The following is a 26,411-nucleotide window of genomic DNA, read 5'->3' as shown; positions in this document are numbered from 1 at the left end:
TTAGTCATCCTGGTGAGGGAAAAGCGTGTTATCGATCAGATCGCATAAGCAGTTCACCGTGAGCATATGCATCTCCTGGATGCGGGCGCTACGGTGCGAAGGAATGCGGATCTCCACATCCTGCGGCCCCAGCAGGCCAGCCAGCTCACCGCCGTCGTAACCGGTCAGGGCGACAATCGTCATGTCCCGGGTCACTGCCGCTTCAACCGCCTTAACGATATCCCGGCTGTTGCCGCGCGTGGAGATCGCCAGCAGCACGTCTCCGGCATGGCCTAAGGCGCGCACCTGCTTGGCGTAAATTTCGTCATGCAGACGATCGTTGGCAATCGCAGTTAAGACCACGTTATCGGTGTTAAGTGCGATGGCCGGTAAACTCGGGCGCTCGGTTTCGAAGCGGTTGATCATGCTGGCAGCAAAATGCTGTGCGTTGGCGGCGGACGTGCCGTTGCCACAACAGAGGATTTTGTTGCCGTTGAGCAGCGACTGAACCAGCGTCATCGCCGCGCGGGAGATCGCGTCCGGAAGGGCTTCCGCCGCGGCGATCTGCGTTTGAATGCTTTCTGTGAAGCACACTTTAATTCTTTCGAGCACGGTATCCCTTTAAAATCTTATTTAAGCGTCTTCGCCAAACGCGTTTTTAAGCCATTCGATCGCATTTCCGGTGAAGGCTACCACATCGAAACGGCAATCCACAGTATCAAAACTCCCATTATGGCGAGCAAGCCACAAGTGGGCAGTCTGTAATAATTTATGTTGTTTGGCGAGCGTCACGCTGGCGGCAGCACCGCCAAAACGGGACGACTGTCGGTAGCGTACTTCAACAAACACGGTGGTCTGACCGTCTTTCATGATCAGATCAATCTCGCCGCCGCGCCCGCGAACGTTGGCGGCGACAAAGCGCAGTCCTTTGCCTTCAAGCCAGCGGCGCGCCTTTAACTCCCACGCGTCGCCGGTCTGTTTGCGGCTTAACTGGCCGGGACAATCTGCCCCTGCTGGTATTTGAGCCATGATAACTTCCTGTTAATCACACAATCCTGGTTGGCGGTCAGATCGCCGGTATTACCGTTAAGCTCAAAGCCCGGTACCTGACGCATCTGGGTGAAGTGGTTCGCCAGCGCCCAGGCATCGACGCCCATCGCGTACAGGCGCGCCAGGGAGTAATCATTGCGCACCGCGCCCAGCGCCTGCTGCATCAACTGCGGGTTGCTGCCTGCCAGCATGGGGATCTCGCTGTATTGCAGTCCTTCCATCTCCAGACGGAAGTCCGGGCCAGCGGTGCCCTGCGCGCTGCGCGAGCTGGCGTAAAGGGTTGCGCCGCTCTGGCTACCGTTACGCATGGCGATCATGGGTTTGATAAAGGCGATCTCTTCAGGCGTGGCCACGATGTAGGCCGAATCCACTTTACCGACGCCGCTGATTTGCGCGTCGGTTGGCGGTGCCGGGATCGTCAGGCCGCCGATGGTAACGCTCTGCTGCTGCGGCAGGCTGGCGGACACCGGGCTACCGTTGAGGGCAATACCGGCACCGCCGTTTACGCCCGCTCTCAGTTCGGAAGCGGATCCAAATTTTTGCTGCAATACCACGCCGCCGCCGAGGGACTGCCACTCTTCAGCAAACGCGTTGGCTACGCGGTCTCCCAGCGTGCTGCGCGGGATCAGCAGCAGCGGCGCCTGCTTGCCCTGCTCGTGAATATGACGCGCCGCATCGCGGGCTTCATCCTCCGGTGAAAGGGCGAAGTAACAGATATTGGCGCGGTTCTGAACCTGCTCAGGCTGGTTAAGCGCCAGCACGTTCAGCGTGGTATTGCTCTTCATCAGCGTTTCCACGTTGTTTTTCAACAGCGGGCCGACAACGATGCTGGCGCCGTCCTGCTGAACCTGCGCCAGCACCTGGTCGAGCGGCTGAGCGCTGGTGTCGTAGATTTTCAGCTCTGCGCCCGGGTTGGCGCTGGTGGTTGCCACCGCCTGCTGCTGCGCTGCGGGCTGCTGTTCCGGCTGCACTGTTTGCGGCTGAGGCTGTTCGGCCGTGACGGGGGCCGGGGTTTCAGCCGGTGCCTGCGTCGCTACGGGCGCTGGCGTGGCGGCTGGCTGCGTGGTTGGCGCAGTGACCGGATTCTGCATCGTACCCTGCGCAGGGGTTTGCGCGGTGGTCAGGTCGTCGGTTTCAGCAGCCGACGGGCTGACGACGTCGTTCACGTTTGCCGCCTGCGCCGCTTGCGCAGGCACCGCGCTGCCGGTAACGGCGGTGGTGCCGTTTTTCGCCGCTTCAAAACCCTGCTGAATGGCGCGGCCAAATACCGCCGCCTGGCCGTTTAACGGCAGCAGCAGGGCGATTTTGCTGGTGGAGGCGGGCTTAAAGTTTTGCACGTTCACCAGCTGCGTTGGCAGCATTTTTGCTCCCGGGTTTTGCGGGTAGCGCTTTTGCCAGTCGGTAATGCCGGCTTTCAGCATGTTTGGATCGCTGCGGTTGTTGAACCACATCTGCTGAAGATCAAGCCAGCCCTGCAGGACGTTTTCATCGGCGTTAATGACCAGCGCCCGTGCCTGCTCCTGGCTCATGGAGGCGAGCGCCTGCCAGGTCGCATCAATATTTTTCTGCTTGTCCGCACCCGCGAGCAGAGGCTCCTGAGCAATGAGCGCCCGGAGCAGCGTCAGGGAAGGGCGGCCCTGTTCAGCGGTGATGCCGGCCTGCCAGAAACGGGCCTGCTGGTTTTTATCCAGCGCGCTCAGATCGATATTGCCGAGGATCTTCTTCGCCCCGTCGTAATCTTTCTGCGCCACTTTCAGCTCTGCCGACAGCAGCGTCTGCTCACGACGCTGCTCGTCGTTGAGCGACTGCGGCAGCTGGCTGAACAGTTCGGCGGCCTGCTGGGTTTTCCCTTCTTTCAGCAGTGCACGAATGGCGAGTAATTGCCAGTTGGTCTTGGTATCATTTGAGCTCTGCGACATTTGTTGCAGATAAAAGCCAGAATCAGCCTGAGCGGATCCCTGCATATGAGCAGTGCTCTGGTCGGGTGCCTGGGTGCCACAGCCTGAGAAGATCAGGGCTGCGAGCAGAAGCGGCACGCCGCGCGTGGCTTTTTTTCGAAGAAACGTTAACGGTACCATACTGTATCCAGTGATTTTTTTTACGCAATGCTCAATATTAAATCGGCAATACGGACGAAACAATGAAACAACACGAAACGGCAGATAATTCTCAAGGCCAGCTTTATATTGTACCTACTCCTATCGGGAATTTGTCTGATATTACCCAACGTGCACTCACTGTATTGCAAGCTGTTGATTTAATTGCTGCTGAAGACACGCGCCATACCGGTTTACTGCTGCAACATTTCGCGATTAACGCCCGTTTGTTTGCCCTGCACGATCACAATGAGCAACAAAAGGCCGAAACGCTGGTGGCGAAGCTTAAAGAGGGGCAGAACATCGCGCTGGTCTCCGATGCGGGCACGCCGCTGATTAACGACCCCGGCTACCATCTGGTGCGCACCTGCCGTGAAGCCGGGATCCGCGTTGTGCCGCTGCCGGGGCCGTGCGCCGCGATTGCTGCGCTGAGCGCAGCGGGCCTGCCGTCCGACCGTTTCTGCTATGAAGGTTTCCTGCCCGCCAAATCCAAAGGCCGCCGTGACGTGTTAAAGGATCTTGAAGCTGAGCCGCGTACCCTGATTTTCTACGAATCCACTCACCGCCTGCTGGAAAGCCTGGAAGATATGGTCACCGTCTGGGGCGAAGGCCGCTACGTGGTGCTGGCGCGTGAACTGACCAAAACCTGGGAAACCATCCACGGCGCGCCTGTCGGCGAACTGCTGGCGTGGGTGAAGGAAGATGAAAACCGCCGCAAGGGTGAAATGGTGCTGATTGTCGAAGGCCATAAGGCACAGGAAGACGCGCTCCCTGCCGACGCGCTGCGCACCCTGGCCCTGCTACAGGCCGAACTGCCGCTTAAGAAAGCGGCGGCACTGGCGGCGGAAATCCACGGCGTGAAGAAAAATGCGCTGTATAAGTATGCGCTGGAGCAGCAGGGGGAGTAAGCCATACTCCGCCTGTTCTTGCCGGGCGGCGCTGCGCTTGCCCGGCCTACAAAATTTAGAGTGTCGGAATAAATGTCGTAATAAATGTCGGAAAAGAAAATTGCGCAGGTTATCCGCCGCTCTGCGTCTTTCGCTAAACCGTAATGATCTCGGTACCTGTTTTAACCAACAGTTCTTTTTCGTGCTTTCCGATCCCATCATCCGTAATAACACAGTCTATTTTTTCCATCGGCAGCACCTGGTTGAATCCGCGGCGATTGAATTTGCTGGCGTCCAGAACGGCAATCACCTTATGTGCGGCTGCCGCCATCACGCTGCTAATCGAGTACCCTTCATTGAAGGTGGTGATGCCATTCGTCGCATCAATGCCGTCAGCCCCGACAAACATCAAATCAGCGCTAATGCCCGTTAGCGAACGCTCGGCGATGGTGCCGTGCATAGAGTGCGTTTTATGGCGCACGGTACCGCCGCAGACCACGAGCGTTATATCTTTGTTTTCCGAGAGGGCAAACGCGGCCGGCAGGCTATTGGTGATCACGGTGATATTGGCGCGTTTGGTCAGCGCTTCGGCAATGAGCATAGTGGTGCTTCCGCTGTCCAGAATGATGGTCATTCCCTCTTCAATCATGGCCGCGGCAGCCTGTGCGATGCGCTTTTTCGGATCGCTTGCCAGTTGATAACGATCTTCCAGCACCACTTCCTGATTTTCGCTTTCTGCCAGGTTGCTGCCGGGTCTTGCTGCTCCACCGTGAAAGCGGGTGACCAGTCCCCTTTCTTCCAGCAGGCGCAGATCCGTTCGGATGGTGACTTCCGAAATGCCAAACCTGTTTGAAAGATCCAGCACCATGACGCTGCCCTGAGCGTTGACGAGGTCAACGATTTTGTTGCGACGCTCAAATGAGTTCATATTGAATTGCCTGATAATTAACTGCCTCTATTCTAATCGAAGGTATGCGAAAGGTGTACGGTAATATTCGAAAGTAAATGTGAGCCAGCTCAGGTTGCTGGCTCCCGGGGTCAGTCGACGTGAAGCATAATTTTGCCTTGCATAGGCGAACCGTTTAGCTCCTGCACGGCCTGAGCAAAGCTCTCGTAGTCACCGATATGCGCAATTAACGGGGCCAGCTGCAGCTTTTTTTCCGTGAGCAGGCGGGTTGCCGTTTCCCACTCTTCACCCGGCCACGGGGCCGAATAGTTCATCCAGCTTCCCAGAAGCGTCAGCTCCTTGCGCAGGATTTTGCCAAAGGTCGTAGCGGATAAATGGAGGTCGTGATGCAAGGTGCCGACCAGGGCAACCTGAGCACGTGGCCCGGCAATATCGATGGCGAGCGAGACGGTTTGCGGCGTACCGGCTGTCTCCAGTACAAACTGATCGAACCGATGGTCGCTCAAGGCATTGAGGATATCGTCCGCGCTATGTGAGCGGCTATTGAACACCTGCGTTGCCCCCAGCGCTGCAGCCAGAGCGAGCTTATCTTCATTAATGTCAATCGCGGTCACGCTGCGGGCACCTAACGCCAGCGCACACTGCATCGCGAGCAGGCCGATCGTTCCTGCGCCGATAATGGTGACATTTTTACCCTCGCAGCCAGCGGCGAGATGAAACGCGTGTAGCCCCACGGTTATTGGCTCAATAAATGCGCCGTCTTCAATTGTCATGTCTGCAGGGAGGCGGAATAAATTTGCTCGCTTAACCACGATATATTCCGCGTTGCCGCCTTCACTACGAGATCCGACAAACTGATACTGCTTACAGAGCGAGAAGAAGCCTTTTTCACACTCCGGGCAGGCGAAACAGGGCTGGAGCGGGACGCAGGCAACCGCATCGCCAGCCTTAAGATCGTGCACGTCGGCACCACAGGCGTCGACGCGACCGCTAAACTCGTGGCCCAACGTTATAGGATAGTAATGTGCGCCTTGGTCAAAAATTCGCGGGATATCGGAGCCACATAGTCCTGAGCAGGCAATGCGCACCCGAACATCATCTGCCGCCTGAATGTGAGGGATTGGACGTTCTTCAACGCGCACGTTGCCCTCAGCGTGAATTACCACTGATTTCATATTCACTCCAGAAAAAAGAAGGGGAGCAGGGCTCCCCGGATATCACGAAACGGTCTGACGTTGCGGATTAGCAGCGTGCTTCTCCGCTTCTGTAAACACGCGGGCACGTCGCCAGGTGAGCAGGATGCCGGTGACGTAAATCGCGCCAATCACGATGAACCCTACTACGTTTTGCCACGTAAAGAGTTGGATGAGCAGCCAGGTCACGGGTGAGCCGCCCTGGTCCATAGAGGCCACCAGCCCACCTGCTTTCAGGGTGCCAGCGTTCTGCGCGAGCTGGGCGTGAAGGCCAATGGTCTGGGTCGCAATCCACAGCGTGATGCCCATGATGATGACGCCAGAGATAAGCGTGCGGAACAGGTTACCCTGGTGCACCGCGACCGCCATCGCCACAAAGAAGCCGATGGTGGCAAGGTCACCGAACGGCAGCACCTGATTTCCCGGCACCACAACAGCAATCAGAATGGTCAGCGGGATGAAAATCAGGCTGGCGGAGACGACGGACGTATGGCCCAGCAGCAGGGCCGGATCGAGACCGATTAAGAACTCCTGTCCACCAAACTTCGCCTGCAGACGTTTACGGGCATGTTTAGCAATCGGCGTAAGACCGTCCATGATCGGTTTGATGACGCGCGGCATCAGCAGCATCACGGCTGCGGTTTTCACGGCCAGCTGCAGAACAGATTTGGCGTCGTATCCTGCCAGCATGCCAATGGCCAGCCCCATAACAAACCCAACCGTAACCGGTTCGCCAAACGGACCGAAACGTTTTTGCACATCGTCAGCACTAAAATGAATACGCTTCAGGCCTGGGATTTTGTCGATAATGGCATCGACCAGCACGGCAATCGGACCAAGGTAAGCTGACGAGCCGTGAGGGATGGCGATCCCTTCCAGACCGAAAAAGTCCCGCGTATCTTTGGCAAACCAGTCTCCCAGCTTGTAAACAAACGCGGCGTGCGCCACAACGCCCAGGATCCCCAGCCAGTAAGAGCCGGTTGCCAGGTGCAGCATCGCACCGGTAAAGGTCATGTGCCAGATGTTCCAGATATCAACGTTAACTACGCGGGTCATGCGCGTCACCAGCATGACAACGTTGACCCCAATGGCAACAGGGATAGCGATAAGTGCTATTTGCGACGCCCAGGTCATCGGAGATGAACCCGGCCAGCCGATGTCTACCACGTGCAGGTTAATCTGGAACTGCTCAGCCATCGCTTTGGCCGCCGGACCGATGGAGTCAAGCATCAGGCCAATAACCAGCCCAATCCCGACGAAGCCGATGCCGATATGCAGGCCGGATTTAAAGCAATCGCCAGGCTTCATCCCCAGGAGTTTTGAAAAAATGATGATGACGATGGGCAGCATGACGGTTGGCCCCAGATCGAGGATGTACCGCATAATTTCGGTAAACATGATCTTACCTCTCGAGGATGGTCAGGATTTTTTGCTGCAGGGCTTCGATGCCGACACCCGAGACAAAAGGCATGCCGTGCACCACCGGAATGTCACCAAAAGATCTGTCGACTTTTGCCGTGGTGCAGATCAGGTCCGCGCCGTCCATATAGGTTTCAATTTCGGTCACCCGACACTGAACCAGATCCAGTTCAATGTGGTGTGCGTCGCACAGCTCTTTAATCTCTTCTGCTGCCATCGTTGAGGTTGCCACGGCACCGCCGCAGGCAACGATAACTTTACGTTTCATAGGGCACTCCTTTTTTATTATCAGACTGTTATGAAGCCTGGGCACAGGCGACAGGCTCCAGGATCGTCTTTTGGAAACGGTCGGCCAGATGTTCTGCAGGCGTCGCCAGCAGCATGTCCAGCACGTCCGGGTTTTGCAGCTCACTAAAAAGTCGGCGCAGCAACGTCATCTGCGCCGCAGGGTTTTCAACGATCAACGCGATGATGAGTGAAACCGCGACCTCGCCATCGCCGTCAGCCTGAAGAAAGCTCACCGGCTTATCCGGGCGAATCAGGTAAATCGCGGGGCGTTTAGCATGTACGGCTTCACAGTGCGGAATAGCAACGGCATGCCGTTCAAGGGCGATGCCGGTGGGATAATTTCTCTCTCTTTCCACAAGTGCGGCAGGGTAGGTGGCATGCACGACACCCTCTGCCAGCATCTCCTCGCCAATATGCGCCAGCGCCTGCTGGCAGTTTTCAAACTCAATTCCTGTACGGACAAAAACGTGACTCATACACTCTCCGGCGTCAGACGTGTTCAGGGGTACAGCCAAACTGATAGGCGCGTAATACATCCTGTATTTTGTCGATGATGAGATTTTGCGGCGTTGCCGCGATCGCATTCATCGACACTCTTTCGAACTGGACCGGCATAAATTGACTAATCAGGCCCAGAGGCAGAGAGATGGCGCTCAGGTTTGCGATTAACTTCTCTACGCTCTGGCGAATACGAGGGTGTGGCCAGTAGTAGCGAATGCGATCGGACAGGCTGAAATGAATATCAACCATTGCCTGGCTCCAGGTCGGGCGATAGTACTTCTTCCAGTAATCCGGCTCGTTCAGCATCACTTCGTCGATCACGTCCACAACATGGCTGCGTTGTTCCGGGGCGATGAGGGCGGTCTCCATTTGAGCGAGAGCAAAAAGGGCTTCGCGCAGAGCAAAGGTGAGCGCCGGGCCGACTTTCAGAATCGCAAAATGATCGCGAACCAGGGCGCGATAGGCCTGACGGGTCTGGTAGTCCGTTGAGTGTGCCTCATAGACCATCGGGGTCTTACGGATCCAGCCTGAAAGCGCCTCTGCTGCGTGCGGCTGGTAGTGAATAATTTGCGTATGGTCGAATTCCACCCCAGGCTGCACCACCATCGCAATGACGCGTGACAGGGCGTCGTCCAGACCGAGCGCGGCAAAGGCCACGCGGTGTGTTTCCAGGGTTTTTGCGGCATCTTCCACGCGGGTGACGTGAACGCTGTTGATGCTGCTGGCTTCGCCTCCCGGTACGGGGACTTCAGTACCAATGACGTAGGTCAATACGGCTTTTTGCGCGTCGCTTGCCGTCTCTTCTGCCGCCTGGCACAGACGCGCCGCGCGCTGTGCAACCACGTCAGGCGAGAGCGGGACAGGGTCGTCGGCACAGGACATTGAGGCATCCAGGTGGATCTTGCTGAATCCCGCCGCGACATAGGCTTTAATCAGTTCAACGGATTTCTCCATCGCCGCCTCTGCAGGTTCATTCTGCCAACAGTTTGGCCCCAGATGATCGCCGCCCAGAATCAGGCGCGCTTCAGGAAAACCGACTTCATTTGCAATATTTAAAACAAAATCTCGAAAGTCAGCCGGCTTCATGCCGGTGTAACCCCCAAACTGGTTAACCTGATTCGAGGTGGCCTCAATCAGCACCTTGTTGTTTGTCTGCAAATCAAAGCGCAGAGCTGCCTCGATCACCAGCGGATGGGCTGAGCAAACCGAGCAAATGCCGAGGTGTTCTCCCGCCTTGTGGCGAGCAATAATATCTTTCACGTTTCCTCCGGTGTGGGACGACAGGCTTTCGTATTTAGAGTTTTCCTTCACAGCCACAATCAGCAATGACCTTGCGCACCACCTCTTTCATGGCGAGCTTGGCGGGCACCATGTAGTGACGCGGGTCGCTGGCATCCGGATGTGAAGCGAGATAGGTTTTCAGTGCGTTTGAGAAGGCTATTTTGAGCTCTGTGGCGACGTTCACCTTGCAAATGCCCAGGCGAATCGCGGTACGGATATCGGCTGTTGATAAGCCGGAGGCGCCGTGCAGCACCAGCGGGATATCGACCTGATTGCGGATCGCCGCCAGACGTTCAAAGTCGAGTTTGGGTTCGGCAGCGTAGAGGCCGTGAGCAGTACCGATCGCGACGGCGAGAGAGTCGACGCCCGTTAATGTCACAAACTCGTATGCCTGTTGCGGATTGGTGTAGAGCGCATCTTTACTGTCGACGACCAGGTCATCCTCCTGACCGCCCAGGCGTCCAAGTTCGGCCTCGACGCTCACATCATAGCGGTGGCAGTAGTCCGTCACGCTTTTTACCAGCGCGACGTTTTCAGTGAACGGATGATGAGATCCGTCGATCATCGCTGAGCGGATCCCGCTCCGTACCTTCTGCGCGATATCGTCGATATCTTCATGATGATCGAGGTGGATCGCCAGCGGCTGGTTGTACGTTTTGGCCAGATCGCTGGCGATGGCGACCACGTTCCCGGTTCCGGCATAGCTAAACGTACCGGGCGTACCCGCGACGATCAGGGGCGATCGCATCTCAGAAGCCGTTTCGACGACCACCTGCAGCGTTTCAAGATTATGAATGTTGAATGCCGGAACCGCGTAACCTTCACGCTGGGCCTTTATCAGCATCGCTTTCGACGAGATGATATACATCTTTCCTCCGAAACCTTTCGTTTTGTTTATGCGAAAGACAATATAGGGTTTCGGAACGTTTTTTTGTGATTGATCTCTTAAAATGAAAGAATCGAAATAAAAGATAAGCATTCGAAAGTGCGGGGCAAAAAAAAGCATGGCCGAAGCCATGCTAAGGGAGGTTTACGGTAAACTCACGTCACCGGCGCCGGGTTAAACACCGCCAGCTGATTATGCAGCCCCCACTGGTCCGAGAAGGTTTTCTTCCGGCCACTGGCCACATCCAGAATGAAGTGGAACAGCTTCCAGCCCACGTCCTCAATGCTCTCTTCCCCGGTGGCGATAGTGCCCGCGTTGATATCCATTAAGTCATACCAGCGGTTTGCCAGCTCGGTGCGGGTTGCCATTTTGATCACCGGTATCGCCATCAGGCCGTACGGCGTGCCGCGCCCGGTGGTAAAGACCTGTACCGTAATGCCGGATGCCACCTGCTGGGTGCCGCAAACGAAATCGCTGGCGGGCGTTGCCGCGTAGATCAGGCCGCGCCTGGTTGGCCGCTGGCCCGGAGAGAGCACTTCTACAATCGCGCTCTGGCCGGATTTGGCGATTGAACCGAGGGCTTTTTCCACCACGTTGGCCAGGCCGCCCTTCTTGTTGCCCGGTGACGGGTTGGCGCTGCGGTCGGTTTTGCCCATATCGAGATAGTTATCGTACCAGGCCATCTCCTCCAGCAGGCGTTTGCCCACCTCCTCGTTGACCGCGCGCGGCGTGAGCAGGTGGATAGCATCGCGCACTTCGGTCACCTCGGAGAACATCACCGTGGCGCCGCAGCGCACGAACAAATCCGACGCGTAACCTACCGCCGGGTTGGCGGTGACCCCGGAAAACGCATCGCTGCCGCCGCACTGTGTTCCCACTACCAGCTCAGAGGCCGGGCAGGTTTCACGCTGGCGTCTGTTCAGCTTGTCGAGATGGCGCTCTGCCACCTGAAGAATATCGTCGACCATTGAACGAAAACCAACGTGATGCTCGTCCTGCAGACGAACGATGCTGGCATCGTCAACCGGAATGGCTTTCACATCCTCAGTACCCTGCAGCAGGCGTTCTGGCTGTAATTTTTCACAACCGAGGCCAATCACCATTACCTCGCCGCCAAAGTTCGGGTTGAGGGCGATATTGTGGATGGTTCTGATCGGTACGACCGCCGCCGGCGCGTTGATCGCCACGCCGCAGCCGTACAGGTGGTTCAGGCCCACCACGCCGTCCACGTTGGGGTATTTCGGCAGCAGATCGCGCTCGATGATTTTCACCACGTAGTCCACTACGCCCGCCACGCAGTGCACGCTGGTGGTGATGCCGAGCAGGTTTTTGGTCCCCACGCTCCCGTCCGCGTTGCGGTAGCCTTCGAAGGTATATCCCTCCAGCGGAGGCAGCGGCTCGGGCACCCGGGTCGCCAGCGGCAGCGTCTCCAGCGGCGGGGCCGTGGGCAGCTCAACCAGCGACTCATCAATCCAGCTGCCCTGCGGGATAGGGCGCACCGCATAGCCGATGACTTCGCCGTAACGCACGATTTCGCCGTGCGCCGGGATATCGACCAGTGCCACCTTATGCCCTTGCGGAATGTGCTCAATCAGCTCCAGCCCGTCCGGGAACCGGGTTCCTGCTGTTAAGCCATTGTCGTTGACGATAATCGCCACGTTATCGGTGTCGTGCACTTTAATATAGAACGCCGTCGGCGATGCCTGTCGAATTTCAATATCGGCCATTGTTCACGGTTCTCCAGCAAAATATCTGATTCTAAATATAGCCAGATGGTTAATAGTTTCTTATCTGAGAAATAAAGCATGTCAGGAGAGGAAAAGTGAGAATGTGATCGCGATCGCTCCCGAATCACTAATCCTTGATTCTGTGCATCAGCGCGCACTGCATTGTGCAAATGCTCAAAATAGTGTTCATGCAATGCCTGATAATTGAGCAATAAAACAATGTGCTGGCGTGAGGTGACGATTATACTGAATGACGATTTTATAACGCCGGAATTCAGTCAGAAAAATAAATATAACGCTGACGCTGCGTCGGAATAAATAAAAAGATACTGGCTAAAGCTGCGGAATTAAAAAGGTATAAGAAATGAATAACGATATCTTCCCGAATAAGTTTAAAGCGGCCCTCGCGGCGCACCAGATTCAGATTGGCTGCTGGTCCGCGCTGGCAAACCCCATCAGCACCGAAGTGCTGGGCCTGGCCGGGTTCGACTGGCTGGTGCTGGACGGCGAACATGCGCCTAACGATATCAGCACGTTTATTCCACAGCTGATGGCGCTGAAAGGCAGCCACAGCGCGCCGGTAGTGCGCGTGCCGACTAACGATCCGGTGATCCTCAAGCGTCTGCTGGATATCGGTTTCTACAACTTCCTGATCCCGTTTGTTGAAACGCAAGAAGAAGCGGCGCTGGCCGTGGCTGCTACCCGCTATCCGCCGGAAGGGATCCGCGGCGTCTCCGTCTCGCACCGCGCCAACATGTTTGGCACCGTGCCGGACTATTTCGCCCGGTCCAACAAGAACATCACCATTCTGGTTCAGATTGAGAGCCAGCAGGGAGTCGATAACGTCGACGCCATTGCCGCAACCGAAGGCGTGGACGGTATTTTCGTCGGCCCGAGCGATCTGGCTGCCGCCTTTGGCCACCTGGGCAATGCCGGCCACCCGGACGTGCAGCGCGCAATCCAGCATATCTTTGCCCGCGCGAAAGCGCACGGTAAACCGTGCGGCATTCTGGCGCCGGTCGAAGCCGATGCCCGCCGCTACCTGGAGTGGGGCGCAACGTTCGTTGCCGTGGGCAGTGACCTTGGCGTATTCCGCGCGGCGACGCAGAGATTAGCGGACGCTTTTAAAAAATAACCATCATTGAGGAAACAGATTATGACGCTGAAAGTAGGTTTTATTGGCCTGGGTATCATGGGCAAACCAATGAGCAAAAACCTTATTAAAGCAGGTTACTCGCTGGTGGTTTTAGATCGTAATTCAGACGCGGTGGCAGAGGTAATTGCGGCTGGCGCGGAAGCGGCGTCAACGGCAAAAGCGATTGCCGAACAGTGTGATGTCATCATCACCATGCTGCCTAACTCCCCGCACGTAAAAGAGGTCGCGCTGGGCGAGAACGGCATCATCGACGGCGCGAAGCCGGGCCTGGTGGTGATCGACATGAGCTCTATTGCACCGCTGGCGAGCCGTGAAATCAGCGAGGCGCTGAAGGCGAAGGGCGTGGACATGCTGGATGCGCCGGTCAGCGGCGGCGAGCCAAAAGCCATCGACGGCACGCTGTCGGTGATGGTGGGCGGCGATAAGGCCGTGTTCGACAAATACTACGACCTGATGAAGGCGATGGCCGGCTCCGTGGTGCATACCGGCGAAATTGGCGCGGGTAACGTCACCAAGCTGGCAAACCAGGTGATTGTGGCGCTGAACATTGCGGCCATGTCGGAGGCGCTGACGCTGGCCACCAAAGCGGGCGTTAACCCGGACCTGGTCTATCAGGCTATTCGCGGCGGTCTGGCGGGCAGCACCGTGCTGGATGCCAAGGCACCGATGGTGATGGATCGTAACTTTAAGCCAGGTTTTCGTATCGACCTCCACATTAAAGATCTGGCGAATGCGCTGGATACGTCACACGGCGTGGGGGCGCAGCTGCCGCTGACTGCCGCCGTCATGGAGATGATGCAGGCGCTGCGTACGGACGGTCTTGGTACCGCCGATCACAGCGCGTTAGCGTGCTATTACGAAAAACTGGCGAAGGTTGAAATTGCTCGCTAATGACGTCCTGCCCGGTGGCGCTGCGCTTACCGGGCCTACGGTCCAGGCATACCACTATGAAAATCGTAATCGCGCCAGACTCATATAAAGAAAGCCTGTCTGCTACCGAGGTTGCGCAGGCGATAGAAAAAGGATTTCGGGAAATCTTCCCCGATGCCCACTACGTTTCTGTCCCTGTTGCCGATGGCGGGGAGGGGACGGTTGAAGCGATGATCGCCGCCACGCAGGGTACCCGGCAGCAGGCAGTCGTCACCGGCCCGTTGGGTGAAAAGGTTAACGCCTGCTGGGGGATCTCCGGGGATGGCACAACCGCCTTTATCGAGATGGCCGCCGCCAGCGGTCTGGTGCTCGTTCCTCCCGCGCAGCGTAATCCCCTTGTTACCACAACGCGGGGCACGGGGGAGCTGATCCTCCGTGCGCTGGATAAAGGCGCGCGCAATATCATTATCGGTATCGGCGGGAGCGCAACCAACGACGGGGGCGCTGGCATGATGCAGGCGCTGGGCGCGCGGTTTTCGGATGCCAATGGAACGGAGATCGGCTACGGCGGCGGTAGCCTGATGGCGCTTAATAGCATTGATATTTCGGGGCTCGATCCGCGGCTACAGGGATGCGCGATCCGCGTTGCCTGTGACGTGACAAACCCGCTGGTGGGCGAAAGCGGCGCGTCGCGTATCTTTGGCCCGCAAAAAGGGGCCACGGAGGCGATGATCCTCGAACTCGACGCCAGCCTTAGCCACTATGCCGACGTTATCGGGAAATCGCTGCGCATCGACGTCAACCAGGTGCCGGGCGCGGGGGCGGCAGGCGGGATGGGCGCGGCGCTGATGGCCTTTCTGGGGGCCGAACTGAAAAGCGGCATTGAGATCGTCACCCAGGCGCTCAACCTCGAGGAACATATTCACGACTGCACCTGGGTGTTGACGGGCGAAGGGCGTATCGACAGCCAGAGCGTTAACGGCAAAGTGCCCGTTGGCGTGGCGAGCGTTGCCAAAAAATACCACAAGCCGGTGATTGGCATCGCCGGAAGCCTGACGCAGGACGTGGGCGTGGTACACCAGCACGGCATTGACGCAGTGTTCAGCGTGCTGACCAGCATCGGCTCACTGGATGAGGCGTTTCGCGGTGCGTATGACAATATTTATCGCGCCTCGCGCAATATCGCCGCGACATTGCAGGTGGGCATGCGCAGCCAGGGGTGACAGCGGGGCGCAAACCCTCTATACTGCGCGCCGAAGCTGACCAGACAGTCGCCGCTTCGTCGTCGTCCCTTTCGGGGGAGACGGGCGGAGGGGAGGAAAGTCCGGGCTCCACAGGGCAGGGTGCCAGGTAACGCCTGGGGGGGAAACCCACGACCAGTGCAACAGAGAGCAAACCGCCGATGGCCCGCGCAAGCGGGATCAGGTAAGGGTGAAAGGGTGCGGTAAGAGCGCACCGCGCGGCTGGTAACAGTCCGTGGCACGGTAAACTCCACCCGGAGCAAGGCCAAATAGGGGTTCACATGGTACGGCCCGTACTGAACCCGGGTAGGCTGCTTGAGCCAGTGAGCGATTGCTGGCCTAGATGAATGACTGTCCACGACAGAACCCGGCTTATCGGTCAGCTTCAACTTCTTAAGAAACCCCGCTTCGGCGGGGTTTGTGCTTTCCGCCACCTGCTGGCCTGGCAGGCGCCGCGCCGGGCGACATCAATTCCCGTTTTTGCGACGCTAAGCACATTTCACTATTAATCAGGCATCTTCTTTTATTCATCTTCCGCAGACGATCTCAATCACAAAATTTAACGCTATAAAATTCGAAAATTTCAGTGTTGATGGTATGTTGCGGTTGTTGTCGGTGTGATAAATAGTCTTTTCTCATTTGATAATCAGATATTGAATTCAAAAACATTTTCCTAGTGAATGTGTGACATGCCCCCTCTCTTTCATCCTGGACACACTAAATATTCCTGCCGAAGTTGATAAACCACAAAAATCTTTTAAAGAAATAATGCTGCTTTATTAACCTTTAATTGTCTGAAAGATAGTCTTTATTAATATTTATAATGCGAAAAACGTCTTCAAGGTTATTGCCATAAAATAAATTTATCCGGCCTGTTTTTGTTGATCGATATCAGCGGAATAGCGTATTTTCATAAAGATAAACTATTGATTTATATTGTTATAAATGCGTTCTCAGGAGTCGAAAAGAAAGGCGTTCTGGCAAATTGTGAGTAACAGCACATACCCCCTGAAACGATATTGGGTAGAATTCGCAGCGTCACAGGGAAATAAGCGCAGAATATTATGAATACTATTATTCTACCGAAAACTCAGCACCTCGTAGTATTTCAGGAAGTCATTAAAAGTGGCTCGATAGGTTCTGCTGCAAGACAACTGGGCCTGACGCAACCCGCGGTCAGCAAAATCATCAGCGATATCGAATCCTACTTCGGGGTGGAAGTGATGGTGCGCAAAAATACTGGCGTAAAGCTCACTGCCGCAGGCCAGGTGCTGCTGTCCTACGCTGAGTCAATCACCCGCGAAATGAAAAACATGGTGAGCGAAATCAACAGCCTCAGCTTCAGCACCGTCATGGACGTCTCCTTTGGCTATCCGTCGCTGATTGGCTTCACCTTCCTGTCTGAGATGATCAAGAAATTCAGGGAAGTGTTCCCGAAAGCGCGCGTCTCGATGTATGAAGCGCAGCTCTCGTCGTTCCTGCCCGCCATTCGCGACGGCCGCCTGGATTTCGCCATTGGGACGCTGAGCGACGGCATGCTGCTTCAGGATCTTCACGTCGAGCCGCTGTTTGAATCCGAGTTTGTGCTGGTGGCGAGTAAATCACGAACGTGCACCGGCCCGACAAGGCTGGCATCGCTCACGCATGAGCAGTGGGTGATGCCGCAAACCGATATGGGCTACTACAAAGAACTCCTGAATACCCTGCAAGACAACCACATCAGCATCGAAAACATCGTCCAGACCGATTCCGTCGTCACCATCTATAACCTTGTCCTTAACGCCGATTATCTGACGGTGATCCCCCGTGACATGATTGCACCATTCGGTTCGGATCAGTTTATCGTTCTGCCGGTTGAGGATGAATTACCCGTGGCGCGTTATGCCGCCGTGTGGTCGAAAAATTACAGTATTAAAAAATCGGCGTCGGTTCTGGTTGAACTGGCCAAACAATATTCGTCGATGAATATCGAAAGACGACGATAAAAATAATGACGTTTTAAAACACCCGGAGCGACGCTTTTTAACGCTCTGATACCCTGACTTTGCCTGAAAACAATGAATTATTATAAAGAGGATATTATGCACATTACCTACGATCTCCCGGTGACGATTGACGATATTCAGGATGCCAGAAAACGACTGGCGGGAAAAATATATAAAACCGGTATGCCGCGCTCAAATTACCTGAGCGAACGCTGTAAGGGCGAGATATTCCTGAAATTTGAAAATATGCAGCGTACCGGTTCGTTTAAAATACGCGGGGCGTTTAATAAGTTAAGCTCGTTAACGGACGCTGAAAAACGTAAAGGCGTGGTAGCCTGCTCCGCAGGAAACCATGCGCAGGGCGTGTCGCTCTCCTGCGCCATGCTCGGTATCGACGGCAAGGTGGTGATGCCGATGGGGGCACCGAAATCCAAAGTCGCCGCCACGCGCGACTACTCGGCGGAAGTGGTGCTGCACGGTGAGAACTTCAACGACACCATCGCCAAAGTGAGCGAAATCGTCGAGATGGAAGGCCGTATTTTTATCCCGCCTTACGACGATCCGAAAGTCATTGCCGGCCAGGGCACCATCGGCCTCGAAATACTCGAAGATTTATACGACGTGGATAACGTCATTGTCCCCATCGGCGGCGGCGGATTAATTGCCGGTATTGCAACGGCCATTAAGTCTATTAACCCGACCATTAATATTATCGGCGTGCAGTCTGAAAACGTTCACGGAATGGCGGCATCGTATCAGGCCGGTGAAATTATAAACCATCGCGTCACCGGCACGTTAGCCGACGGCTGCGACGTTTCTCGCCCGGGTAAATTAACCTTCGAAATCGTTCGTGAGCTGGTCGACGACATTGTGCTGGTCAGCGAAGACGATATTCGCAACAGCATGATTGCCCTTATTCAGCGAAATAAAGTGGTGACGGAAGGCGCAGGCGCGCTGGCCTGCGCGGCGTTATTAAGCGGCAAGCTTGACCACTATATTCAGGGCCGAAAAACCGTCTGCATTATCTCCGGCGGCAATATCGATCTCTCCCGTGTTTCCCAAATTACCGGCTTCGTTGACGCATAAAGGATGACTTATGAGCAACACAGAAAGCATTATTGTTGGCCAGTCAAAAACCTCCACCTGGCGTAAATCGGACACCACCTGGACGCTGGGCCTGTTTGGTACCGCCATTGGCGCAGGCGTGCTGTTCTTCCCAATCCGTGCGGGGTTTGGTGGCCTGATCCCTATCCTGCTGATGCTGGTTCTTGCGTTCCCGATTGCCTTTTACTGCCACCGGGCGCTGGCGCGCCTGTGCCTGTCCGGCAGTAACGTCTCCGGCAACATCACCGAAACGGTGGAAGAGCACTTCGGTAAAACCGGCGGGGTGGTGATCACCTTCCTCTACTTCTTTGCCATTTGCCCGCTGCTGTGGATTTACGGCGTCACCATTACCAACACCTTCATGACCTTCTGGGAAAACCAGCTCCAGATGCCCGCGCTCAACCGCGGCGTGGTGGCGCTGTTCCTGCTGCTGCTGATGGCCTTTGTGATTTGGTTCGGTAAAGACCTGATGGTGAAGGTGATGAGCTACCTGGTGTTCCCGTTCATCGCCAGCCTGGTCCTGATTTCCCTGTCGCTGATCCCGTACTGGAACTCGGAGGTGATCGACCAGGTTAACCTGAGCGAAATCGCCTTTACCGGACATGACGGCATTCTGGTCACGGTGTGGCTGGGGATCTCCATCATGGTCTTTTCCTTTAACTTCTCGCCTATCGTCTCTTCATTCGTGGTCTCCAAGCGCGAAGAGTACGAGCCGGAGTTCGGTAAAGATTTCACCGAGCAGAAATGTTCCAAAATCATCGGCCGCGCCAGCATGCTGATGGTCGCCGTGGTGATGTTCTTCGCCTTTAGCTGCCTGTTTACGCTCTCTCCGCAGAACATGGCGGACGCCAAAGCGCAGAACATACCGGTGCTCTCGTACCTGGCGAACCACTTCGCGTCGATGTCAGGCAGTAAATCCACGTTTGCCACGGTGCTGGAGTATGGCGCGTCGATCATCGCGCTGGTCGCTATCTTCAAATCCTTCTTCGGCCACTACCTGGGCACGCTGGAGGGGCTGAACGGCCTGATCGTCAAGTTTGGCTACAAGGGCGACAAGAAGAAAGTCTCCGTGGGCAAGCTGAACACCATCAGCATGGTCTTCATCATGGGCTCCACCTGGGTGGTGGCCTACGCGAACCCGAACATTCTTGATCTTATTGAAGCCATGGGGGCGCCAATCATCGCCTCTCTGCTCTGCCTGCTGCCGATGTACGCCATCCGCAAGGCACCGGCGCTGGCGAAGTACAAAGGCCGCACCGAGAACATCTTCGTTACCGTGGTCGGTCTGCTGACCATTCTGAACATCGTCTACAAACTGTTTTAAACCACAGCTCAGGAAGAGCGGAGCCATAGCATGATTGAGTTTCCGGTAGTACTGGTTATTAACTGCGGATCGTCCTCCGTTAAGTTTTCAGTGCTGGACGCGGCAGGCTGCGATGCCCTGATGACGGGCATTGCAGACGGCATCAACACTGAAAAAGCCTTTATTTCCGTGAACGGGGGTGAGCCGGTCAGGCTGGCTCACCAGGACTATGAAGGGGCGCTGGCCGCCATCGCCCTGGAGCTGGAGAAGCGCGACCTGATGAGCAGCGTGGCCTTCATTGGCCACCGCATTGCTCACGGTGGCGATCTCTTCAGCGAGTCGATCCCGATCACGGAACAGGTGATTGAGCAGATCCGCCAGGTGTCGCCGCTGGCGCCGCTGCACAACTACGCCAACCTGAGCGGCGTGGAAGCGGCGGAGCGCCTGTTCCCTGGCGTGCAGCAGGTGGCGGTATTTGATACCAGCTTCCACCAGACGCTGCCCCCGCAGGCCTATCTGTACGGTCTGCCGTACCGCTATTTCGAAACGCTGGGCGTGCGGCGTTACGGTTTCCACGGCACCTCTCACCGCTACGTCGCCGGGCAGGCGCACGCGCTTCTCGGGCTGTCCCCCGATGACAGCGGTCTGGTGATTGCCCATCTCGGCAACGGGGCGTCCATCTGCGCGGTGCGTAACGGCGAAAGCGTTGATACGTCCATGGGCATGACGCCGCTGGAAGGGCTGATGATGGGCACGCGCTGCGGCGACGTGGATTTTGGCGCGATGGCGTGGATCGCCCGGCAGACCGGCCAGTCTTTTGACGATCTGGAGCGGGTGGTCAACAAAGAGTCAGGACTGCTGGGGATCTCCGGTATCTCCTCAGATCTGCGTGTGCTGGAGAAAGCCTGGCACGAGGGCAACGAGCGGGCGCAGCTGGCGATACACACCTTTGTTCACCGCATTGCGCGGCATATCGCCGGTCACGCCGCATCCCTGCACCGTCTGGATGGGGTGATCTTTACCGGCGGCATTGGCGAAAACTCAACGCTTATCCGCGCGCTGGTAGCGGAACGCCTGTGCGTCTTTGGCATCGCGCTCGACGAGGCAAAAAATGCCCTGCCGGGCAGCGCGGGTGAGCGCGTGATATCCATCGTATCGTCCCGCGTGGCCTGCGCGGTGATCCCTACCAACGAAGAAAAAATGATCGCGCTGGACGCCCTCCGTCTTGGAAAGGTTACCCCGGCAGCGGCTTACGCCTGATAAAGCGAGAAACTGATGAAAGTAACAATCGATACGAGCGTCGCGCCTTACAGCGACGCATGGGCCGGGTTTCGCGGTGAAGAGTGGAAACACGCCGTTAACGTGCGCGATTTTATTCAGCATAACTACACCCCTTATGAAGGCGATGAAGCCTTCCTCGCACAGGCGACGCCAGCAACGACGGCGCTGTGGCAGAAGGTGATGGTCGGCATCCGCCAGGAGAACGCCACTCACGCCCCGGTGGATTTTGACACCAATATTGCTACTACCATTACCGCGCACGGACCGGGCTATATCGACCGGGAGCTTGAGACGATCGTCGGCCTGCAAACCGACAAGCCGCTCAAGCGCGCGCTGCATCCGTATGGCGGGATCAACATGATCCGCAGCTCCTTTGAAGCCTACGGTCGCGAGATGGATCCGCAGTTTGAATATCTCTTCACAGACCTGCGCAAAACCCACAACCAGGGCGTATTTGACGTCTACTCCCCGGAGATGATGCGCTGCCGCAAATCCGGCGTGCTCACCGGCCTGCCGGACGGCTACGGGCGCGGGCGCATCATCGGCGACTATCGCCGCGTGGCGCTCTACGGCATCAGCTATCTGGTGCGCGAGCGTGAACTGCAGTTTGCCGATCTGCAGGGCAGGCTGGAGCGTGGAGAAGATCTCGAGGCGACGATCCGCCTGCGCGAGGAGCTGGCGGAACACCGGCGCGCGCTGCTCCAGATCCAGCAGATGGCGGCGAACTACGGCTTTGATATTTCACGCCCGGCGATCGACGCGCGGGAAGCGGTGCAGTGGGTCTACTTCGCCTATCTTGCCGCTGTAAAATCCCAGAACGGCGGGGCGATGTCGCTGGGGCGCACGGCGTCGTTCCTGGATATCTACATTGAGCGCGACATGCAGGCCGGGCGGCTGAATGAAGTTCAGGCGCAGGAGCTGATCGACCACTTCATCATGAAGATCCGCATGGTGCGCTTCCTGCGCACGCCGGAGTTCGACACCCTCTTCTCCGGCGATCCGATCTGGGCGACGGAGGTGATCGGCGGCATGGGGCTGGACGGGCGTACGCTGGTAACCAAAAACAGCTTCCGCTATCTGCATACCCTGCACACCATGGGGCCCGCACCGGAGCCTAACCTGACGATCCTCTGGTCAGAACGGTTGCCGATCGCGTTCAAAAAATACGCCGCGCAGGTGTCCATCGTCACCTCGTCGCTGCAGTATGAGAACGACGATCTGATGCGCGCCGACTTCAACAGCGACGACTATGCCATTGCCTGCTGCGTCAGCCCGATGGTGATCGGCAAGCAGATGCAGTTCTTTGGCGCCCGCGCCAACCTCGCCAAAACGCTGCTCTACGCGATCAACGGCGGGGTGGACGAGAAGCTGAAGATCCAGGTCGGCCCGAAAACCGAGCCGCTGCTGGATGAGGTGCTGGATTACGATACCGTGATGGCGAGCCTCGATCACTTTATGGACTGGCTGGCGGTGCAGTACATCAGCGCGCTGAACCTCATTCACTACATGCACGATAAGTACAGCTACGAAGCTTCGCTGATGGCGCTCCATGACCGGGACGTTTATCGCACCATGGCCTGCGGCATTGCCGGGCTGTCGGTGGCAGCGGATTCTCTCTCCGCTATTAAATACGCCACGGTGAAACCGGTGCGCGACCACACCGGCCTGGCGGTCGATTTTGTGATTGAAGGCGACTACCCGCAGTACGGCAACAACGACGACCGCGTGGACAGCATCGCCTGCGATCTGGTGGAGCGCTTCATGAAGAAGATTCAGGCGCTGCCAACCTACCGCAACGCGGTGCCGACCCAGTCGATCCTGACCATCACCTCCAACGTGGTGTACGGCCAGAAGACCGGTAACACGCCGGACGGACGCCGCGGCGGCACGCCGTTTGCGCCGGGCGCCAACCCGATGCACGGACGCGACAGGAAAGGAGCGGTGGCGTCGTTAACCTCGGTCGCTAAGCTGCCGTTCACTTACGCCAAAGATGGGATCTCCTATACCTTCTCCATCGTGCCGCAGGCGCTGGGCAAGGACGAGCTGGTGCGCAAAACCAACCTTGTGGGGCTGCTGGACGGGTACTTCCACCATGAAACGGCAATTGAGGGCGGGCAGCACCTGAACGTTAACGTCATGAACCGGGAGATGCTGCTGGATGCCATTGAGCACCCGGAAAATTACCCGAACCTGACGATCCGCGTTTCAGGCTACGCCGTGCGCTTTAATGCCCTGACGCGCGAGCAGCAGCAGGACGTGATTTCAAGGACGTTTACGCAGGCGATGTAATTCAGGCTAAGGCTGAGCCTCCCCCTTTTGGGGAGGCTTTTAATTTCGTGAATAGCATCACGTTTAGAAAATATCCTCCTTATTGAGTACTTCAAAAGCAAATCTTCCTCCAGCATAAGAAAAGCCCTATTTATTTTGTGACTTTTTTCTCCCTCTCTCCGGCTATGATTTTCTCACGCTAACAACACGCACCTGCACCCTCTGACTCGCCATCGCTGGCGAACAGAAACCAATAAAAAATAAACACTTACCCTACAAATTAAGCGAGTGCCCAATGGATACGGCAACAAAAAGCAGTGTGATTGTGAGTGATTCCCCTGCGGCAAGGCGGGCGGGAATGAGCGAAAGCGAATGGCGAGAGGCGATTAAATTCGACAGCAGCGACACGGGCTGGGTCATCATGAGTATTGGAATGGCCATCGGCGCGGGAATTGTTTTTCTCCCGGTGCAGGTGGGATTAATGGGGCTGTGGGTCTTTCTGCTCTCGTCGATAATTGGTTATCCGGCAATGTATATGTTCCAGCGCCTGTTTATTAATACGCTGGCGGAATCCCCGGAATGCAAAGACTACCCGAGCGTGATTAGCGGTTATCTGGGTAAAAACTGGGGCATCTTATTAGGCGCGCTTTATTTCGTGATGCTGGTGATCTGGATGTTTGTTTATTCCACGGCTATCACCAACGACAGCGCATCCTATTTACACACCTTTGGCGTAACGGACGGTTTGCTGTCGGAAAACCCGTTCTACGGTTTATTCCTGATCTGCATTCTGGTCGCCATTTCTTCACGCGGCGAAAAGCTGCTGTTTAAAGTCTCCAGCCTGATGGTGCTCACAAAACTGTTTGTCGTGGCCGCGCTGGGGCTGTCGATGATTGGCCTCTGGCATTTAGCAAACGTGGGTATGCTTCCGCCGATGGGGCTGCTGATTAAAAATGCCATCATCACGCTACCCTTTACCTTAACCTCTATTCTGTTTATTCAGACATTAAGCCCGATGGTGATCTCTTATCGCTCGCGGGAAAAATCCGTTGAGGTCGCGCGACACAAGGCGCTGCGGGCGATGAACATTGCCTTTGGCGTGCTGTTTGTAACGGTCTTCTTCTATGCCGTCTCCTTTACCCTCGCGATGGGCCACGACGAGGCGGTAAAAGCCTATGAGCAGAATATTTCCGCCCTGGCGATTGCCGCACAGTTTATCAGCGGCGAGGGGGCGGGCTGGGTCAAAATCGTCAGCGTTATCCTGAATATTTTTGCGGTGATGACCGCTTTCTTCGGCGTTTATCTGGGCTTTCGCGAGGCGACGCAGGGGATTGTCATGAATATCCTGCGCCGCAAAATGCCGGCTGAAAGCATCAATGAACGTACCGTCCAGCGCGGCATTATGCTTTTCGCCATTCTGCTCGCCTGGAGCGCCATTGTCTTAAACGCGCCGGTGCTGAGCTTCACCTCCATCTGTAGCCCTATTTTCGGGATGGTGGGCTGCTTAATTCCGGCGTGGCTGGTCTACAAAGTGCCCGCACTTCACAAATATAAAGGCGTTTCGCTGGTCATTATTGTGATTACCGGGCTGCTGCTTTGTGTTTCTCCTTTCCTCGCCTTCTCATGAGGTTAAATAAGGTCGTAACGATGTCTGAGCAAATTAATCCTTTATGGAACCATTTTATTCGCGCCGTGCAGGAAGAGGTAAAGCCCGCGCTGGGATGTACGGAACCCGTCTCGCTGGCGCTGGCCTGCGCGATGGCTGCCGGGCAGCTGTCCGGTGAGGTGACGCGAATTGAGGCGTGGGTATCGCCAAACCTGATGAAAAACGGGCTTGGCGTAACGGTGCCCGGCACCGGCATGGTCGGGTTGCCCATCGCGGCGGCGCTTGGCGCGCTCGGCGGAAATGCACAGGCCGGGCTGGAGGTGCTGAAAGACGTATCGGCCGATGCGCTGGCGCGCGCCAAAGCGATGCTGAAAGCGGGCCTGGTGCAGATTAAATTGCAGGAACCCTGCGATGAGATCCTCTATTCACGCGCCTGCGTTTATGCCGGAGAGTCCTCGGCCATGGTAACCATCGCGGGCGGGCATACCCGGGTGGTAGAGGTGGTTTGCCAGGGGGAAACCCGCTTCACGCTTGACGATCGTCAGAGCCAGGCTAAGGACGACCCGCTGGCGGTGCTCGCGAACACCACGCTGTCGCAAATCCTGGAGTTTGTGGAGCAGGTGCCGTACAGCGCGATCCGCTTCATCCTTGATGCAGGGCGCCTGAACGATGCGCTCTCCCGGGAAGGTTTACGTGGCCGTTGGGGGCTGCGCGTTGGCGCGACCCTCAACAGGCAGCGCACGCGCGGATGGGTGGCGCAGGATCTGGGCTCAGACATTGTTATCCGCACCAGCGCGGCCTCGGATGCCCGTATGGGCGGCGCGACGCTGCCGGCCATGAGCAACTCGGGCTCCGGGAACCAGGGCATCACCGCCACCATGCCGGTGGTGGTGGTGGCTGAGCACGTTCAGGCTGATGACGAACGGCTGGCGAGGGCGCTGATGCTCTCGCATCTGTCGGCAATTTATATCCATTATCAGCTTCCGCGCCTGTCCGCACTGTGCGCGGCGACGACGGCGGCAATGGGTGCAGCCGCAGGGATGGCATGGCTGATGGGCGGAAACTACCGAACGATAGCAATGGCGATCGGCAGTATGATCGGCGACGTCAGCGGGATGATCTGCGATGGGGCGTCCAACAGCTGCGCGATGAAAGTGTCGACCAGCGTGGGGAGCGCCTGGAAGGCCGTGATGATGGCGCTGGACGATACTGCCGTGACGGGCAATGAGGGCATTGTGGCGCACGACGTGGAGCAGTCGATCTCGAACCTGTGTGCGTTAGCCTGCCGATCAATGCAGGCAACGGATCGGCAGATTATTGAGATTATGGCGAGTAAGGTGTAAAAATTTCCCCTCACCCCAACCCCTCTCCCCATAGGGGCGA

The 26,411-nt window shown here is 56.6% G+C and carries 22 protein-coding genes and 1 other RNA gene; 12 read left to right on the top strand and 11 right to left on the bottom strand.

The window, feature by feature from the left end; all coding sequences use genetic code 11:
• The 3 genes from diaA to OWK27_RS08245 are packed head-to-tail and all read right to left on the bottom strand — an operon-like array spanning position 1 to position 3,107.
• Entirely contained in the window at positions 1–591 is a 591-nt protein-coding gene (gene diaA, locus OWK27_RS08255) for a DnaA initiator-associating protein DiaA (RefSeq protein WP_003861754.1), read from the bottom strand.
• Positions 592–612: 21 nt separating this feature from the next.
• Positions 613–1,008, bottom strand: coding sequence for a YraN family protein (locus OWK27_RS08250; protein ID WP_148418341.1), 396 nt, complete (start codon positions 1,006–1,008; stop codon positions 613–615).
• Positions 966–3,107: a penicillin-binding protein activator gene (locus OWK27_RS08245; RefSeq protein ID WP_267590215.1), complete on the bottom strand. Its 2,142-nt coding sequence runs from the start codon at positions 3,105–3,107 to the stop codon at positions 966–968. Before OWK27_RS08245 ends, OWK27_RS08250 begins: the two co-directional genes overlap by 43 nt.
• A 62-nt stretch (positions 3,108–3,169) precedes the next feature.
• Between OWK27_RS08245 and rsmI the strand changes: the two genes are divergently transcribed.
• Positions 3,170–4,033 carry a 16S rRNA (cytidine(1402)-2'-O)-methyltransferase gene (rsmI, locus tag OWK27_RS08240; protein ID WP_000809144.1) on the top strand — a complete coding sequence of 288 codons (864 nt, stop codon included), beginning with the start codon at positions 3,170–3,172 and terminating at the stop codon, positions 4,031–4,033.
• A 133-nt stretch (positions 4,034–4,166) separates the two neighbouring features.
• On the opposite strand, the gene OWK27_RS08235 is transcribed toward rsmI, so the two are convergent.
• The 8 genes from OWK27_RS08235 to garD form a co-directional block, all read right to left on the bottom strand.
• Positions 4,167–4,940, bottom strand: a complete 774-nt coding sequence (locus OWK27_RS08235; protein WP_267590214.1) for a DeoR/GlpR family DNA-binding transcription regulator — start codon at positions 4,938–4,940, stop codon at positions 4,167–4,169.
• Positions 4,941–5,050: 110 nt separating this feature from the next.
• Positions 5,051–6,094 carry a galactitol-1-phosphate 5-dehydrogenase gene (gene gatD, locus OWK27_RS08230; protein ID WP_267590213.1) on the bottom strand — a complete coding sequence of 348 codons (1,044 nt, stop codon included), beginning with the start codon at positions 6,092–6,094 and terminating at the stop codon, positions 5,051–5,053.
• A gap of 42 nt (positions 6,095–6,136) precedes the next feature.
• Positions 6,137–7,510 carry a PTS galactitol transporter subunit IIC gene (locus tag OWK27_RS08225; protein ID WP_267590212.1) on the bottom strand — a complete coding sequence of 458 codons (1,374 nt, stop codon included), beginning with the start codon at positions 7,508–7,510 and terminating at the stop codon, positions 6,137–6,139.
• A 4-nt stretch (positions 7,511–7,514) separates the two neighbouring features.
• Entirely contained in the window at positions 7,515–7,799 is a 285-nt protein-coding gene (gene gatB, locus OWK27_RS08220) for a PTS galactitol transporter subunit IIB (protein ID WP_267590211.1), read from the bottom strand.
• Positions 7,800–7,827: 28 nt separating this feature from the next.
• Complete coding sequence (gene gatA / locus OWK27_RS08215) at positions 7,828–8,295, bottom strand: PTS galactitol transporter subunit IIA (protein WP_267590210.1); 468 nt, start codon at positions 8,293–8,295, stop codon at positions 7,828–7,830.
• Between the two features lie 13 nt (positions 8,296–8,308).
• The gene (gatZ, locus tag OWK27_RS08210; RefSeq protein ID WP_267590209.1) at positions 8,309–9,580 is read right to left on the bottom strand and encodes a tagatose-bisphosphate aldolase subunit GatZ; all 1,272 of its coding nucleotides are present in this window, start codon (positions 9,578–9,580) and stop codon (positions 8,309–8,311) included.
• Positions 9,581–9,614: 34 nt separating this feature from the next.
• Positions 9,615–10,469, bottom strand: a complete 855-nt coding sequence (locus OWK27_RS08205) for a tagatose bisphosphate family class II aldolase (RefSeq protein ID WP_267590208.1) — start codon at positions 10,467–10,469, stop codon at positions 9,615–9,617.
• A 173-nt stretch (positions 10,470–10,642) separates the two neighbouring features.
• Positions 10,643–12,214, bottom strand: a complete 1,572-nt coding sequence (garD, locus tag OWK27_RS08200) for a galactarate dehydratase (protein WP_267590207.1) — start codon at positions 12,212–12,214, stop codon at positions 10,643–10,645.
• A 364-nt stretch (positions 12,215–12,578) separates the two neighbouring features.
• Here garD and garL point away from each other — a divergent pair, with 364 nt between their 5' ends.
• The 11 genes from garL to OWK27_RS08145 all read left to right on the top strand — a co-directional run bounded on the left by garL (position 12,579) and on the right by OWK27_RS08145 (position 26,371).
• Entirely contained in the window at positions 12,579–13,349 is a 771-nt protein-coding gene (gene garL, locus OWK27_RS08195; protein WP_148418355.1) for a 2-dehydro-3-deoxyglucarate aldolase, read from the top strand.
• A gap of 21 nt (positions 13,350–13,370) precedes the next feature.
• Positions 13,371–14,261 carry a 2-hydroxy-3-oxopropionate reductase gene (garR, locus tag OWK27_RS08190; RefSeq protein ID WP_267590206.1) on the top strand — a complete coding sequence of 297 codons (891 nt, stop codon included), beginning with the start codon at positions 13,371–13,373 and terminating at the stop codon, positions 14,259–14,261.
• Between the two features lie 56 nt (positions 14,262–14,317).
• On the top strand, positions 14,318–15,463 hold the full coding sequence (garK, locus tag OWK27_RS08185; RefSeq protein WP_252004110.1) for a glycerate 2-kinase: 1,146 nt from the start codon (positions 14,318–14,320) through the stop codon (positions 15,461–15,463).
• A 32-nt stretch (positions 15,464–15,495) separates the two neighbouring features.
• Positions 15,496–15,872, top strand: an RNA gene (gene rnpB, locus OWK27_RS08180) — RNase P RNA component class A.
• 673 nt (positions 15,873–16,545) lie between these two features.
• Positions 16,546–17,466 (top strand): transcriptional regulator TdcA, encoded by a 921-nt coding sequence (gene tdcA / locus OWK27_RS08175; RefSeq protein WP_148418358.1) that lies wholly within the window; start codon positions 16,546–16,548, stop codon positions 17,464–17,466.
• A 96-nt stretch (positions 17,467–17,562) separates the two neighbouring features.
• Entirely contained in the window at positions 17,563–18,552 is a 990-nt protein-coding gene (tdcB, locus tag OWK27_RS08170; protein WP_148418359.1) for a bifunctional threonine ammonia-lyase/L-serine ammonia-lyase TdcB, read from the top strand.
• A gap of 10 nt (positions 18,553–18,562) precedes the next feature.
• Positions 18,563–19,894: a threonine/serine transporter TdcC gene (gene tdcC, locus OWK27_RS08165; RefSeq protein ID WP_267590205.1), complete on the top strand. Its 1,332-nt coding sequence runs from the start codon at positions 18,563–18,565 to the stop codon at positions 19,892–19,894.
• Between the two features lie 30 nt (positions 19,895–19,924).
• Entirely contained in the window at positions 19,925–21,133 is a 1,209-nt protein-coding gene (gene tdcD / locus OWK27_RS08160; RefSeq protein ID WP_267590204.1) for a propionate kinase, read from the top strand.
• Positions 21,134–21,148: 15 nt separating this feature from the next.
• The gene (gene pflB / locus OWK27_RS08155) at positions 21,149–23,443 is read left to right on the top strand and encodes a formate C-acetyltransferase (RefSeq protein WP_267590203.1); all 2,295 of its coding nucleotides are present in this window, start codon (positions 21,149–21,151) and stop codon (positions 23,441–23,443) included.
• A gap of 274 nt (positions 23,444–23,717) precedes the next feature.
• Entirely contained in the window at positions 23,718–25,049 is a 1,332-nt protein-coding gene (locus OWK27_RS08150; protein ID WP_176609411.1) for an amino acid permease, read from the top strand.
• Between the two features lie 20 nt (positions 25,050–25,069).
• The gene (locus OWK27_RS08145; RefSeq protein WP_267590202.1) at positions 25,070–26,371 is read left to right on the top strand and encodes a serine dehydratase subunit alpha family protein; all 1,302 of its coding nucleotides are present in this window, start codon (positions 25,070–25,072) and stop codon (positions 26,369–26,371) included.
• The last annotated feature ends 40 nt before the right edge of the window (positions 26,372–26,411 follow it).

The organism is Enterobacter cloacae complex sp. 2022EL-00788 (assembly GCF_026627565.1).
In the GTDB taxonomy this organism is placed as follows: Bacteria; Pseudomonadota; Gammaproteobacteria; order Enterobacterales; family Enterobacteriaceae; genus Enterobacter; species Enterobacter pasteurii.
This window is presented reverse-complemented; position numbering and strand designations above follow the sequence as displayed.